Annotated in this window: 13 protein-coding genes; 9 read left to right on the top strand and 4 right to left on the bottom strand. The window is 53.6% G+C overall.

Going from position 1 to position 13,545, the window contains the following annotated elements; translation table 11 throughout:
* Positions 1-68: 68 nt before the first annotated feature.
* Complete coding sequence (gene rlmI, locus M8013_RS19710; RefSeq protein ID WP_271269469.1) at positions 69-1,259, top strand: 23S rRNA (cytosine(1962)-C(5))-methyltransferase RlmI; 1,191 nt, start codon at positions 69-71, stop codon at positions 1,257-1,259.
* A 60-nt stretch (positions 1,260-1,319) separates the two neighbouring features.
* Complete coding sequence (gene hspQ / locus M8013_RS19705) at positions 1,320-1,637, top strand: heat shock protein HspQ (RefSeq protein ID WP_271269468.1); 318 nt, start codon at positions 1,320-1,322, stop codon at positions 1,635-1,637.
* A 49-nt stretch (positions 1,638-1,686) separates the two neighbouring features.
* On the opposite strand, the gene M8013_RS19700 is transcribed toward hspQ, so the two are convergent.
* On the bottom strand, positions 1,687-2,100 hold the full coding sequence (locus M8013_RS19700) for a CoA-binding protein (RefSeq protein WP_271269467.1): 414 nt from the start codon (positions 2,098-2,100) through the stop codon (positions 1,687-1,689).
* A gap of 171 nt (positions 2,101-2,271) precedes the next feature.
* On the opposite strand from M8013_RS19700, the gene csgI reads away from it, so the two are divergent.
* Entirely contained in the window at positions 2,272-2,934 is a 663-nt protein-coding gene (gene csgI, locus M8013_RS19695) for a curli synthesis inhibitor (RefSeq protein ID WP_271269466.1), read from the top strand.
* A 79-nt stretch (positions 2,935-3,013) separates the two neighbouring features.
* The gene (gene mgsA, locus M8013_RS19690) at positions 3,014-3,472 is read left to right on the top strand and encodes a methylglyoxal synthase (protein WP_271269465.1); all 459 of its coding nucleotides are present in this window, start codon (positions 3,014-3,016) and stop codon (positions 3,470-3,472) included.
* A 59-nt stretch (positions 3,473-3,531) separates the two neighbouring features.
* On the opposite strand, the gene helD is transcribed toward mgsA, so the two are convergent.
* Positions 3,532-5,586 (bottom strand): DNA helicase IV, encoded by a 2,055-nt coding sequence (gene helD, locus M8013_RS19685; RefSeq protein WP_271269464.1) that lies wholly within the window; start codon positions 5,584-5,586, stop codon positions 3,532-3,534.
* Positions 5,587-5,709: 123 nt separating this feature from the next.
* Here helD and M8013_RS19680 point away from each other — a divergent pair, with 123 nt between their 5' ends.
* Both M8013_RS19680 and yccS read left to right on the top strand, forming a co-directional pair.
* The gene (locus M8013_RS19680; protein ID WP_271269463.1) at positions 5,710-6,156 is read left to right on the top strand and encodes a YccF domain-containing protein; all 447 of its coding nucleotides are present in this window, start codon (positions 5,710-5,712) and stop codon (positions 6,154-6,156) included.
* Between the two features lie 18 nt (positions 6,157-6,174).
* On the top strand, positions 6,175-8,310 hold the full coding sequence (gene yccS / locus M8013_RS19675; protein ID WP_271269462.1) for a YccS family putative transporter: 2,136 nt from the start codon (positions 6,175-6,177) through the stop codon (positions 8,308-8,310).
* Here the strand turns inward: yccS and M8013_RS19670 are convergent.
* Entirely contained in the window at positions 8,295-8,921 is a 627-nt protein-coding gene (locus M8013_RS19670; protein ID WP_271269461.1) for a TfoX/Sxy family DNA transformation protein, read from the bottom strand. The two genes, yccS and M8013_RS19670, sit on opposite strands and share 16 nt — an antisense overlap.
* Before the next feature lie 216 nt (positions 8,922-9,137).
* Here M8013_RS19670 and sulA point away from each other — a divergent pair, with 216 nt between their 5' ends.
* Positions 9,138-9,647 (top strand): SOS-induced cell division inhibitor SulA, encoded by a 510-nt coding sequence (gene sulA / locus M8013_RS19665; protein ID WP_271269460.1) that lies wholly within the window; start codon positions 9,138-9,140, stop codon positions 9,645-9,647.
* Between the two features lie 353 nt (positions 9,648-10,000).
* Positions 10,001-11,056 (top strand): porin OmpA, encoded by a 1,056-nt coding sequence (ompA, locus tag M8013_RS19660; protein ID WP_271269459.1) that lies wholly within the window; start codon positions 10,001-10,003, stop codon positions 11,054-11,056.
* Between the two features lie 66 nt (positions 11,057-11,122).
* Here the strand turns inward: ompA and matP are convergent, their stop codons facing one another.
* On the bottom strand, positions 11,123-11,575 hold the full coding sequence (matP, locus tag M8013_RS19655; RefSeq protein ID WP_271269458.1) for a macrodomain Ter protein MatP: 453 nt from the start codon (positions 11,573-11,575) through the stop codon (positions 11,123-11,125).
* A gap of 186 nt (positions 11,576-11,761) precedes the next feature.
* On the opposite strand from matP, the gene M8013_RS19650 reads away from it, so the two are divergent.
* Complete coding sequence (locus M8013_RS19650) at positions 11,762-13,522, top strand: Lon protease family protein (RefSeq protein ID WP_271269457.1); 1,761 nt, start codon at positions 11,762-11,764, stop codon at positions 13,520-13,522.
* The last annotated feature ends 23 nt before the right edge of the window (positions 13,523-13,545 follow it).

The raw sequence follows: 13,545 nt of genomic DNA, 5'->3' as shown, positions 1-13,545 counted from the left end.
GCGTTGCATTTCCTCGCTGAACTCGGGAAAATGGCGGCCATCTTTTTGAATCGACAGAATAGCAAATTATGAGTGTACGTTTAGTGTTAGCCAAAGGGCGCGAGAAGTCATTACTGCGCCGTCATCCGTGGGTCTTTTCCGGTGCGGTTGCCCGGGTGGAAGGCAAAGCCAATCTCGGAGAAACCATCGATATCGTCGACCATCACGGCAAATGGTTAGCCCGCGGCGCGTACTCCCCTGCTTCTCAGATCCGCGCGCGCGTCTGGACGTTCGATAAAGAAGAGACGATTGATATCGCCTTTTTTACCCGCCGTTTACAGCAGGCGCAGCAGTGGCGCGACTGGCTGGCAAAACGCGACGGGCTGGACAGCTATCGCCTGATCGCCGGTGAATCCGATGGTCTGCCGGGCGTCACCATCGACCGTTTTGGCAATTTCCTGGTGCTGCAGTTGTTAAGCGCCGGTGCAGAATATCAGCGTGCCGCGTTAATTAGCGCCCTGCAGACGCTGTACCCGGAGTGTGCCATTTACGATCGCAGCGACGTTGCGGTGCGTAAAAAAGAGGGCATGGAACTCACGCAAGGCACCGTGACCGGCGAGCTGCCGCCTGCCCTGCTGCCGATTGAAGAACACGGCATGAAACTGCTGGTGGATATTCAGGGTGGACACAAAACCGGTTACTACCTCGATCAGCGCGACAGCCGTCTGGCAACCCGCCAGTACGTTAAAGACAAACGCGTTCTGAACTGCTTCTCCTACACCGGCGGCTTTGCGGTCTCTGCGCTGATGGGCGGCTGCAGCCAGGTCGTCAGCGTCGATACCTCCCAGGAAGCACTGGACGTGGCGAAGCAGAACGTTGCGCTGAACAAGCTGGATCTGAGCAAAGCGGAATTTGTTCGCGACGATGTGTTTAAACTGCTGCGCAAATATCGCGACCAGGGTGAAACCTTCGACGTTATCGTGATGGACCCGCCAAAATTTGTCGAAAACAAAAACCAGCTGATGGGCGCGTGTCGCGGCTATAAAGACATCAACATGCTGGCAATTCAGCTGCTTAACCCCGGTGGCGTGCTGCTGACCTTCTCCTGCTCCGGCCTGATGACCACTGACTTATTCCAGAAAATTGTCGCCGATGCCGCTGTAGATGCGGGGCGTGATGTACAATTTATAGAACAGTTCCGTCAGGCTGCCGATCACCCGGTGATTGCTACCTATCCGGAAGGGCTATATCTGAAAGGGTTTGCCTGTCGCATCATGTAACTTGAAAAGTGGAATGTTGCCCTCACCTTGAGTGTAAGTAACGTTTCCCGGGAGGTGACTATGATTGCCAGCAAATACGGTATCGGCCAGCAGGTCCGCCACTCCCTGTTAGGTTATCTGGGCGTGGTCGTGGATATCGACCCGGAATATTCCCTCGACGAACCGTCAGCCGATGAGCTGGCGGATAACGCAGAACTCCGCGCCACACCCTGGTATCACGTGGTGATGGAAGATGACGATGGCCAGGCGATGCATACCTATCTAGCCGAAGCCCAGTTGAGTAGCGAGCCGCAGGACGAGCACCCCGAACAGCCGTCCATGGATGAACTGGCGCAAACCATTCGTCGACAGCTACAGGCCCCGCGCCTGCGCAATTAATCATGAAAAAGCCCGGTGGCGTGATGCTTCCCGGGCTTTTCTTTTATGCTTAGCGGGTTAACCCCAAGCGCGGGATCTCAATCGCCGGACAGCGATCCATCACCACCTTTAACCCCGCGTCACGCGCCAGTACGGCGGCCTGTTCATTAATCACGCCCAGCTGCAGCCACAGAGTTTTCGCGCCGACAGCGATAGCCTCCTGCGCCACGCCCCAGGCGGCTTCGGAATTGCGAAACACATCCACCATATCAATTTTTTCTGGAACGTCGGCGAGCGTCGCATAGCCCTGCTGACCCAGCAACGTCTTACCCGCCACTTTTGGCGACACCGGGATCACGTGATAACCGTGATCGAGCAGGTACTTCATCACCCGGTAGCTCGGGCGATCGGGCTTATCACTTGCCCCCACCAGTGCGATCGTTTGGGTGGTGGTCAGAATCTCAGCAATATCGTTTTCTTTCATCGTTTTCCTCCTGGCTTTTTAAAATTGTACATCAAAGTGGATGAGGCAACTCGCCATCCCATACATCTGCATGAGAGCAAAATGCCTGAATATGTCTATATGTTAGTAAATATGATCTGTGAAAAATTTAGATACATTATTCACATCGCGCATCTTTGAGAGGAGCTCTCTATGAAAACCGGCATTGCCTGGGGTTTGGTTGCACTGCTCATGCCGGTTTGCGTTTTTGCTACAACGCTACGGCTTTCCACGGACATCGATTTACTGGTGCTTGATGGAAAAAAAGTGTCCAGTTCATTGCTCCGGGGTGCGGACAGCATTGAGCTGGATAATGGTCCGCATCAGATTGTGTTCCGGGTTGAAAAAACCATCCGTTTTGGCAACCACGAACAGCGCGTCTATATCTCCCCCCCGCTGGTCGCCAGCTTTAATACCCAGCGCATCAGCCAGGTTAATTTTAGTCTCCCCCGACTGGAAACAGAAAAAGAGTCGCAAGTTTTTGATAATGCGCCCCACATCGAACTGCTGGATGGCGATGCCACACCGATTCCGGTAAAGCTCGATATTCTGGCGATCACCGAGACGCCGAAAGGTATCAATTACGAGAATGATACGGAGCGCTATAACAAGGCCGGGCAAACCGCGTCTTTACCGCAATTTGCCACCATGATGGCTGATGATAGCGCGCTATTATCGGGTGTTTCTGAGCTGGACATGCCGCCGCCGCAATCGCAGACAGTGACAGAACAACGACTTAAATACTGGTTTGCTATAGCCGATCCCGAAACCCGGGCGCGTTTCCTGCAGTGGGCGAAGCAGCAACCTTCGTCCTGACCCGCAATTTTTCTCCCTTTCTCTTGCAGAGACAGACGCTTCCAGTAATCTGTAATCAATTAATTAATGGATAGAGATTATGGAACTCACAACTCGCACCCTGCCAGCACGCAAACGTATCGCGCTGGTTGCACACGATCACTGCAAACAGATGCTGCTCAACTGGGTTCAGCGTCATAAGTCCCTGCTGGAACAACATCAGCTGTCGGCAACGGGTACAACCGGTAATTTGATTCAACGCGAAACCGGGCTGGAAGTTCATGCCATGCTGAGCGGCCCGTTGGGCGGCGATCAGCAGGTCGGTGCGCAGATTTCTGAAGGGAAAATTGATGTACTGATTTTCTTCTGGGATCCGCTCAATGCGGTGCCGCACGATCCGGATGTCAAAGCGCTGCTGCGTCTGGCGACGGTGTGGAATATCCCGGTGGCCACTAACCTGTCCACGGCAGACTTTATTATTGAGTCGCCGCAGTTCCACTCTCAGAACGACATTCTGATCCCGGACTATCCCCGCTATCTGGCGGATCGCCTGAAGTAAATACGGTCAATGCCGGGTGGCGGCTTCGCCTGACCCGGCCTGCCTACGCCCCGGGCTATTTAGGGTTTGCGCGCCACCGGCACATCGATATTTTTCAATACCTCGACAAAACCCGACGGCTGCTCTTTATTGAACAACAGCCAGACGCGGTGACGTGCGCGAGTCATCGCCACGTACAGCAACCGCCGCTCCTCCGCATCCGGAAAATCTTCCACCGTCGGCAACAAAGCCTGCTCCATGACAGATTCGCGAGCGGGGGCGGGAAACGCGTCGCTACCCTCCTGCAGGCCCACTACAATCACATAATCCGCCTGCTGTCCTTTGCTGGCGTGAATGGTCATAAAATCCAACTGCAGCTTCGGCCAGCGGGTGGCCGCTTTCGCCAGACTGGCCGGTTTAAGATGGTGATAGCGCGCCAGTACCAGAATACGTTCATCGGGTTTGGCGTAACCGCTCAGCTTATCCAGCAGCGCGTCGAGCTGATCGTCGGCCAGCAGCGTCACCGCTTTTTTGTCGCCAACGGACAGGCTGTTCAGCGGTTTTGCCAGTTGATTCGGGTTCTGCTGAATAAAGCGGTTGGCGACTTCACCGATCCGGTTATTGAAACGGTAGGTGGTATCGAGGTCGCAGCGATCGCCTTCGCCAAAGTAATGATGGAACGCGGTCGTTAATGACAGCTGCGCCCCGCTAAAACGATAGATTGCCTGCCAGTCATCACCCACGGCAAACAGGGTGGTGTACTTATTTTGTGCTCGCAGTGCCGCCAGCAGCGCCGCGCGCTGGGGAGAGATATCCTGAAACTCATCCACCAGGATATGTTTCCACGGGCTGACAAAACGGCCTTTCTCCAGGATAATGGTCGCCTGATGGATCAAGCCGGAAAAATCGACCGCATTTTCCTCTTTAAGGGCAGTTTTCCACGCTTTTAGCAGCGGTGCCATTAGCTTTACCCGCTTTGAAAACAGGGCGCGGATCGCTTCCGGCGCACCGGCAATCATCTCCGCCTGCGCGCCACCGTGCATGCGCATCAGACTCACCCAACGATCCAGACGCGGTGCCAGCCGTCTTGCCAGCTTCTCGTTTTGCCAGAAGCTGCCTTCCGGCACCGTCCAGTTAAGTTCTTCTTCCAGCCACTGACGCCAGCCTTTGGCCTGCGCTTTTTTCTCGCTGCACTGCTGTTGCCAGGCGTCGATAAAGATTTGCTGCCGCGCCTTGGTGTCATTTTCAAGCTGGCTGACCACCGGCACTTTTTTGCTCCCTTGCTGAATAATGTACAGGGCCAAAGCATGGAAAGTTCTGGCGGTGATGTCGCGGGTATGTAGCCGGGCGGCGATCCGTTCATCCATCTCCAGGGCAGCCTTGCGCCCAAACGCCAGCAGCAGGATTTGTTCGGGGGAAGCTTCATTGCGAGCCAATAACCAGCCGGCCCGTGCCACCAGCACTGAGGTTTTGCCGCTCCCGGCGCCAGCCAGCACCAGCAACGAATGTTCACCGTTAACTACCGCCCGGGCCTGAGCCGGGTTAAGCGGCGATGACTCAATACCGGCAAAGAAGTCGGCATACTGGCTGAGCATGGTGTCGGTCCATGCCTGATTGTGCGCCTGCCGGCTTTGGTCAACGTCGGTTAGCCATGCCTGACACTCACTCCAGGCCTCGCGGCAGTTATCAAACTCCGGCAGACGCGAAGTAGACAACGGTAATGCCTGCAGGGCGTTAATGATTTTTTGCTGTAGTCCGAGAGTTTTATCGCGCGTAAGCCAGCTGTTTTGCTGGTGGCTTGCGGCTATATCATCCAGCACGTTCTGCAGAACCTGCGCCGCAACCTCGCTCATTTCGGCACTCCATTGCTGCCAGAGGGTGTTTAGATGGTGGTGGAAGCGCTGGGTTTCGGCCCATTCGGTGCCGTGAAGCCGCACGACTTTATCCTGAGGTAGAACAAACTCCAGTTCGCCCCATACCAGACCGCGCTTACAGTGAATGGCCAGCAGTTGATTAAAGGGAATCAGATATTCATGCCGTTCGCCCGAAACTTTGACCCCGGCGTTAAGCAGAACGACTTTGTCGTACGGATGTTGTGCCAGGCGTTTGCCTAACGAAGTTGCTTTCAGTTCCATGTCCAGCCCGATCCACGACGTGAGAAGTTGTCTGACAGTTTAACTGCCAGTTTTCAGGTGCTCCAGCGCAAAAAACCGTTACAATCATCGAGCCTTAAACTAAACGGAAAGAATCGAGGTGTTATGCGTACCGTTCTGAATATTTTGAACTTTGTTCTTGGTGGTTTTGCCACCACCCTGGCCTGGCTGTTTGCGACACTGGTCAGTATTGTGTTGATCTTCACCCTGCCACTGACGCGCTCCTGCTGGGAAATCACCAAACTCTCGCTAATGCCATACGGTAATGATGCGATTCACGTCGATGAACTGGAGCCCGACAGCAAAAACGCGCTGCTGAACACTGGCGGAACGCTGCTTAATATCGTGTGGCTGATCCTTTTCGGCTGGTGGCTGTGTCTGATGCATATTGCGGCAGGTATTGCGCAGTGCCTGTCAATTATCGGCATTCCCGTTGGGATCGCCAATTTCAAGATTGCCGCCATTGCCCTGTGGCCTGTCGGGCGCAGAGTGGTTTCGGTGGAAGTCGCCCGCGCCGCACGGGAAGCCAACGCCCGCCGTCGTTTTCCGTAACAAGGACCGAGTGCGCTCATGCTAAGCCCACTGCTTCGCCGCTACACATGGAACAGCACCTGGCTGTATAACGTCAGGATATTTATCGCGCTTTGCGGCAGCGTCGCTCTGCCCTGGTGGTTAGGTGAGGTTAAGTTGACCATTCCGCTGACGCTGGGCGTGGTTGCCGGGGCGCTGGCCGATCTGGACGATCGTCTTGCCGGTCGGCTGCGCAATCTGGTCATCACCCTGATCTGCTTCTTTATTGCTTCGGCCTCGGTAGAATTACTCTTTCCCTGGCCATGGCTATTCGCCCTCGGTCTGATGATCTCCACCAGCGTCTTTATTTTGCTGGGTGGGCTGGGCCAGCGCTACGCAACCATCGCGTTTGGCGCACTGCTGATAGCTATTTATACCATGCTGGGCGTTTCGCTTTACGACCAGTGGTATCAACAGCCGCTGCTGCTGTTGATGGGCGCCGTCTGGTATAACCTGCTCACCCTGGCCGGGCACCTCATTTTCCCCATTCGGCCACTGCAGGACAATCTGGCGCGCAGCTATGAGCAACTGGCGCGCTATCTGGAGTTAAAATCACGGCTGTTTGATCCGGATATTGAGGACGACGGTCAGGCGCCGCTGTACGAACTGGCGTTGGCGAATGGCCAACTGGTCGCCACGTTAAACCAGACCAAAGCCTCCCTGCTTACTCGTTTACGCGGCGACCGCGGTCAGCGCGGAACCCGAAGAACCTTGCACTACTATTTTGTGGCGCAGGATATTCACGAGCGTGCCAGCTCATCGCATATTCAGTACGCCAGCCTGCGCGAAAAGTTTCGCTACAGCGATGTGATGTTTCGCTTTCAACGGCTGCTGTCGATGCAAGCTCAGGCTTGCCAGCAGTTGTCGCACTCGATCCTGCTGCGAACCCCCTACCAGCACGATCTCCGATTCGAACGGGCGTTCATTCATCTCGATGCAGCACTCGATCGCGTCCACGCCAGCGGAACCTCTGCCGAACAGATGAAGGCACTGGGGTATCTGTTAAGTAATCTGCGCGCCATCGATGCCCAACTCGCTACCATCGAATCAGAACAGGCGCTGGCCATGCCGGGTAATGAGGCAGAAAACCAGCTTGCAGACGATAGCCTGCACGGTTTCAGCGATATGTGGCTGCGTTTAAGCCGCAACTTTACTCCGGAATCTGCCCTTTTTCGCCATGCGGTAAGAATGTCGGTGGTGCTCTGCGTCGGCTATGCCTTTATACAGGTAACCGGTCTGAATCATGGCTACTGGATTTTGCTGACCAGCCTGTTCGTCTGCCAGCCCAACTACAATGCCACCCGCCATCGCCTGGCTTTGCGTGTTCTCGGTACCCTGGCGGGGGTCGCCCTTGGGCTGCCGATCCTCTATTTTGTCCCGTCGCTGGAAGGCCAGCTGATCCTGATTGTAATCACCGGGGTGTTGTTCTTTGCGTTTCGTAACGTACAGTACGCGCACGCCACCATGTTTATTACCTTGCTGGTTTTACTGTGCTTCAACCTGCTCGGCGAAGGTTTTGAGGTCGCGCTACCGCGCATTATTGATACGCTGATTGGCTGCGCCATCGCCTGGGCAGCGGTGAGTTTCATCTGGCCCGACTGGCGATTTCGTAATTTGCCGCGCGTGCTGGATAACGCGATTAACGCCAACTGCCGCTATCTTGATGCGATACTGGAGCAGTATCACCAGGGCCGAGATAATCGCCTGGCTTACCGTATTGCCCGCCGCGATGCGCATAATCGCGATGCTGAGCTGGCGTCAGTGGTGTCGAATATGTCGAGGGAACCGGGGGCGACGGAGCAAACCCGTGAGATTGCTTTCCGTCTGCTGTGTCTGAATCATACCTTTACCAGCTATATTTCGGCATTAGGCGCGCACCGTGAGCAGCTGACCAGCCCGACAATCTTAACCTTACTGGATGATGCGGTCTGCTATGTAGATGATGCCCTCCACCAGCGACCCGCAGATGAACCGCGCGTTCAACAGGCCTTAGCGGAACTGGCGCAACGCATTTCGCATCTGGAGCCGGAAGCTGAGAACAAAGCACCGCTGGTTCTACAGCAAATCGGCCTGCTTATTGCGTTGCTGCCAGAGATATGTCGTTTACAGCAGCATATTAATCAACTGCCGGAATGAATCTCGTTGGTTAATGGCTGGGTGTTAAACCACGCGAGTAGCTCCCGGCGTCTGGTATCCGGGAGCGCCGCTTCGTGCAGGCCGACTATTGCCCCTTCTAACGCAAACAGCACCTTATAGCTGAGGCGCTTGTTAAGCGCCCTTATTTTTAACCAGCATTGCTCCGCTCCCAGCGCGCGCAACGTCTCTTCATTAGTAATGCCAGCGTCATAAAGCAGGATCTCCAGTTGGAAGGTGAGATTCGGTAAATCTTTCAGCCGATGCATTGTGTAGCGCTGGCGTCGCTCCCGCCGCGCCGCCTCAAGCGCAAATGAAGAGAGTTGCAAAAACTGTTCATGATCCCGCCAGAGCCCCTCATCAACTCGATAATAATTCAACAATACCGGACGACCCCGTTTGACCAGTGTTAAGAAGGAAGTGGCGTTCTTGACGCAGTACTGAGCACTCTCTTCACAGGCACGCAGGTAGAGCTCGCCGTCAGACACCATAGCGAAAACGGTATCGTCTACTGCCAGGGTATAACCGCCAAACAATGCACGATGCTGCACATCGCCGAGCGGTGAAAGGTATTTGGTAGACTGATAGATCCGTTCATATGAGATCTTTTTCATGATATTTCCTTTTTAAATCATGGAGTAATGTTGTCATCTTTGTTAACGGATCCGTTATCAGGAAAATAGGCAACTTATGATCGAACAGCAAGATGATTTTTCAATGTGAATGAAAATTGGTCCAAATTTGCGAGGCGCTTTCCGAAAATGAGGTTGATCTTTGGCCGTACAGGGGTTACTGTATATCCATACAGTAACTACAGGGCTGGGTCGATTATGTTCACTTCAGGCTACGCAAATCGTTCAACATCTTTCGCGTCTTCCACAGGCAATAGCACGCTGAATTCCACTGCGCCCGTTTCAACCGGGCTTATCAGTGAAGTGCTTTACCGTGAAGACCAGCCCATGATGACGCAGCTATTATTGCTGCCTCTGTTACAGCAACTTGGCCAGCAGTCTCGCTGGCAACTGTGGCTCACACCGCAGCAGAAACTCAGCCGCCAGTGGGTGCTGTCCGCGGGCTTGCCGCTGACAAAAGTGATGCAGATAAGCCAGATGGCGCCATGCCATACCGTAGAATCGATGGTGCGAGCATTACGTACAGGGAATTACAGCGTTGTGATCGGCTGGTGTACTGAGGAGTTAACCGAGACTGAACAACATTGTCTGGCCGAAGCGGCAGAAGAAGGGAACGCTCTGGGGTTCATTATGCGACCGGTTCGGGTCGATTCGCAGGGCTACGGACACCTGTCTGGGCTAAAAATTCACTCTAATTTGTATCATTGAGTAAAAATAAGAGTTTTCCTGGAATTTATTTTGCAGGGTTTGTACACCTTTGGTTCCATGCGTAAAAGTATCGACAAGGCTTGTCTGGTGCGGCTTCTTTCAGTTTAGCATGCGCGGTTCGACACGATAAATGTTAAATATTGTGTATATAAAACTTTTTTTTTCATATGCCTGACGGAGTTCACACTTGTAAGTTTTCAGGTACGTTGTAGACTTTACTTCGCCAGGGGTGCTCGGCCTAAGCCGAAGATATCGGTAGGTTTACTCTTTGTCCCCGCCCCCCGGTGAAGGATTTAACCGTGACTCTCATTGAGATTCTCATGGCGATTTTTGGATGATAACGAGGCGCAAAAATGAAAAAGACAGCTATCGCGATTGCAGTGGCACTGGCAGGTTTCGCTACCGTAGCGCAGGCCGCTCCGAAAGATAACACCTGGTATACTGGTGCTAAACTGGGCTGGTCTCAGTTCCACGATACTGGTTTTATCAACAACAACGGTCCAACCCACGAAAATCAGCTTGGTGCTGGTGCGTTTGGTGGCTACCAGGTTAACCCGTACGTTGGCTTCGAAATGGGCTACGACTGGTTAGGCCGTATGCCGTACAAAGGCGACAACATCAATGGCGCATTCAAAGCTCAGGGCGTTCAGCTGACCGCTAAACTGGGTTACCCAATCAACGACCAACTGGACATCTACACGCGTCTGGGTGGTATGGTTTGGCGTGCTGATGCTAAAGCTAACACTCCTGGCGGCGCATCCTTCAAAGATCACGACACCGGCGTATCCCCAGTATTTGCTGGCGGCTTAGAATATGCGGTAACTCGTGACATCGCTACCCGTCTGGAATACCAGTGGACCAACAACATCGGTGATGCAAACACCGTGGGTACCCGTCCAGACAACGGCCTGCTGAGCGTAGGTGTTTCCTACCGTTTCGGCCAGCAGGAAGATATGGCACCAGTTGTTGCTCCAGCTCCAGCTCCAGCGCCAGAAGTACAGACCAAGCACTTCACTCTGAAGTCTGACGTTCTGTTCAACTTCAACAAAGCGACTCTGAAACCAGAAGGCCAGCAGGCACTGGATCAGATGTACTCTCAGCTGAGCAACCTGGATCCGAAAGACGGTTCTGTTGTGGTTCTGGGCTTCACCGACCGTATCGGTTCTGACGCTTACAACCAGGGTCTGTCCGAGAAACGTGCACAGTCTGTTGTTGATTACCTGATCTCTAAAGGTATCCCAAGCAACAAGATCTCCGCACGTGGTATGGGCGAATCTAACCCAGTTACTGGCAACACCTGTGACAACGTGAAGGCGCGTCCAGCGCTGATCGAATGCCTGGGCCCAGATCGTCGCGTAGAGATCGAAGTTAAAGGCGTTAAAGACGTTGTAACTCAGCCAGCGGCATAAGTTATCGTCTTTAAAAAAACCCCGCCTTATGCGGGGTTTTTTATTGCCTGTAAGAAAGTGAACACCCTACTTTTTACCCAGCATGGCCTCAAGATCGGTCTTAAGCGATGACATCTGGCTGGCGTACTTCTCTTTATGCTCGGCATCTTCAATCAATTGCACGATTGTTTCTGACAAGGTTTTGCCCCGGCGTTGGGCAAGCCCTGCCAGCCGTTGCCACACCATATATTCCAGATCGATCGACTTTTTGCGGGTATGCTGATGTTCAGCATTAAAATGCCGTTTTCGCCTCGCGCGGATAGTCTGCTTCATGCGGTTCAGCAGCGCTGGATTAATGTGTTGTTCTATCCAGCTGTTCACCTGAACCGGATCATTTTCGAGGGTCAGCAATAAATCTACAGCGTCATTTGCAGCACTGGCTTCGAGGTAGCACGTGATCAATTCCCCTTCACGGTGTTTTTTGACCAGATACTTCCATTTCCAGCCGCTTTCGAGGTTTTCCAGTTGTTGGTATTTCATTGCGATCCCAATGTGACCGTGTAACTGTGTTCAGAATATCAGTTTTTTGGCAATCTGCTGAAAAGAAATCATATCTTGCGGCTGCCGGTGACGCATTCGTCACGGTAATCTCCGATTCACTCATGGGCAGAGCCTGCGCCTTACGGTATACTCCATCGTTTTACATCTGACTAAAAAACATCAACTTTGACCATTACGAAACTTACATGGCGTGACCTGGTTCCGGATACAGAAAGCTATCAGGAACTGTTTACACAGCCAGATCTCGCGAAAGAACACGAATACTTACTCAGCGATACACAGCCGCGTTTGCATTACGCGATGGAGCAAGTATTAAGTCCATGGGCAACCTCGCCATTTATGTTGCTGAAAGCGCCAGACGAAGCGGAGTATCTGAATCTTCTGGCTGATGCCATGCGGCAGCTGCAGCCAGAGACTCATACGGTCTTTGGTGGTGAGTATGCCATCAACGGACGCACTGTCACCTTTGAACCCGCCACACTTGCCGACGGCCGTTTTGCGGTAACGGGTAGCATCGTGTCTGCTGGCTGGGCAGAAGCAGAACAGCTGTTCGGCTGCCTGCGTCAGTTTAACGGTGAATTAACGCTGCATCCCGGTCTAATCCATCAGGCGAACGGCGGCGTGCTGATTGTTTCTCTGCGCACCCTGCTTGCACAGCCTTTACTGTGGATGCGTCTGAAAAATACCATAAACCAGCAGCGCTTTGACTGGGTCGCATTCGATGAGTCGCGTCCGCTTCCGGTTTCAGTGCCGTCTATGCCGCTGTCATTGAAAGTGGTGCTGGTCGGCGACCGTGATGCGCTGGCAGATTTCCAGGATATGGAGCCTGAGCTTGCCGCTCAGGGGGTTTACAGCGAGTTTGAAGACAGCGTTCAGATTGCAGATGCCGAGGATATGCTGCAGTGGATGCAGTGGGTCAACGCCGTCAGCGAACGTGCTCAGTTGCCCTCACCTGCTGGTGATGCGTGGCCTGTACTGATCCGCGAAGCCGTTCGCTATACCGGCGATCAGGATACCTTGCCACTGTGTCCGCTTTGGCTTGGCAAACAGCTGCGTGAAGTCGCCGCGCTGACCGAAGACAGCACCTTTAACGGTGAACAATTAGCCCAGATGCTGCTGCAGCGTGAATGGCGCGAAGGCTACCTCGCCGACCGTATGCAGGACGAAATTCTGCTTGAGCAGATTCTGGTTGAAACCGAAGGCGAACGCATTGGCCAAATCAATGCCCTGTCAGTGATTGAGTTTCCGGGGCACCCGCGTGCCTTCGGCGAGCCATCACGCATTAGCTGCGTGGTGCACATCGGTGATGGCGAGTTTATTGATGTCGAGCGTAAAGCCGAACTGGGCGGTAACATTCATGCCAAAGGCATGATGATCATGCAGGCTTACCTGATGGCGGAACTGCAGCTTGAGCAGCAGATCCCTTTCAGTGCTTCGCTGACCTTTGAACAGTCCTACAGCGAAGTCGATGGCGACAGCGCCTCGATGGCAGAGCTGTGTGCGGTGATTAGTGCGCTGGCCGATGTCCCGATTAATCAGAGTATTGCCATTACCGGTTCTGTCGATCAGTTTGGTCGAGCGCAGCCCGTAGGCGGTCTGAATGAGAAGATCGAAGGCTTCTTTAACGTTTGCCAACAGCGTGGTCTGAGCGGTAAACAGGGCGTAATTATTCCCGTCGCCAACGTGCGCCACCTCAGTCTTAGCCAGGCGTTACTGACGGCGGTAGAAGAGGAACAATTCAGCCTGTGGGCCATCGAAGAAATTGCAGATGCACTACCCTTACTGACAAACCTGGAGTGGGATGTCGAGGGGCAGACAACGCTGATGCACGTTATTCAGGAACGTATTGCGCAGGCAACGCAGCAGGATGCACGCCATCGTTATCCCTGGCCGTTACGCTGGTTGAACTGGTTCAGTCCTAACTGATCGGACTTGTTCAGCGTACACGT

The sequence above is a fragment of the Silvania confinis genome (assembly GCF_025564085.1).
GTDB lineage: Bacteria > Pseudomonadota > Gammaproteobacteria > Enterobacterales > Enterobacteriaceae > Enterobacter > Enterobacter confinis.
The sequence above is the reverse complement of the archived record's forward strand: the minus strand, read 5'-3'. Positions and strand labels throughout refer to the sequence as shown.

Bases quoted from the DNA above. Each gene is read 5' to 3' on its own strand.
- rlmI (WP_271269469.1), top strand. From the start codon at position 69: ATGAGTGTACGTTTAGTGTTAGCCAAAGGGCGCGAGAAGTCATTACTG.
- hspQ (WP_271269468.1), top strand. From the start codon at position 1,320: ATGATTGCCAGCAAATACGGTATCGGCCAGCAGGTCCGCCACTCCCTG.
- M8013_RS19700 (WP_271269467.1), bottom strand. From the start codon at position 2,100: ATGAAAGAAAACGATATTGCTGAGATTCTGACCACCACCCAAACGATC.
- csgI (WP_271269466.1), top strand. From the start codon at position 2,272: ATGAAAACCGGCATTGCCTGGGGTTTGGTTGCACTGCTCATGCCGGTT.
- mgsA (WP_271269465.1), top strand. From the start codon at position 3,014: ATGGAACTCACAACTCGCACCCTGCCAGCACGCAAACGTATCGCGCTG.
- helD (WP_271269464.1), bottom strand. From the start codon at position 5,586: ATGGAACTGAAAGCAACTTCGTTAGGCAAACGCCTGGCACAACATCCG.
- M8013_RS19680 (WP_271269463.1), top strand. From the start codon at position 5,710: ATGCGTACCGTTCTGAATATTTTGAACTTTGTTCTTGGTGGTTTTGCC.
- yccS (WP_271269462.1), top strand. From the start codon at position 6,175: ATGCTAAGCCCACTGCTTCGCCGCTACACATGGAACAGCACCTGGCTG.
- M8013_RS19670 (WP_271269461.1), bottom strand. From the start codon at position 8,921: ATGAAAAAGATCTCATATGAACGGATCTATCAGTCTACCAAATACCTT.
- sulA (WP_271269460.1), top strand. From the start codon at position 9,138: ATGTTCACTTCAGGCTACGCAAATCGTTCAACATCTTTCGCGTCTTCC.
- ompA (WP_271269459.1), top strand. From the start codon at position 10,001: ATGAAAAAGACAGCTATCGCGATTGCAGTGGCACTGGCAGGTTTCGCT.
- matP (WP_271269458.1), bottom strand. From the start codon at position 11,575: ATGAAATACCAACAACTGGAAAACCTCGAAAGCGGCTGGAAATGGAAG.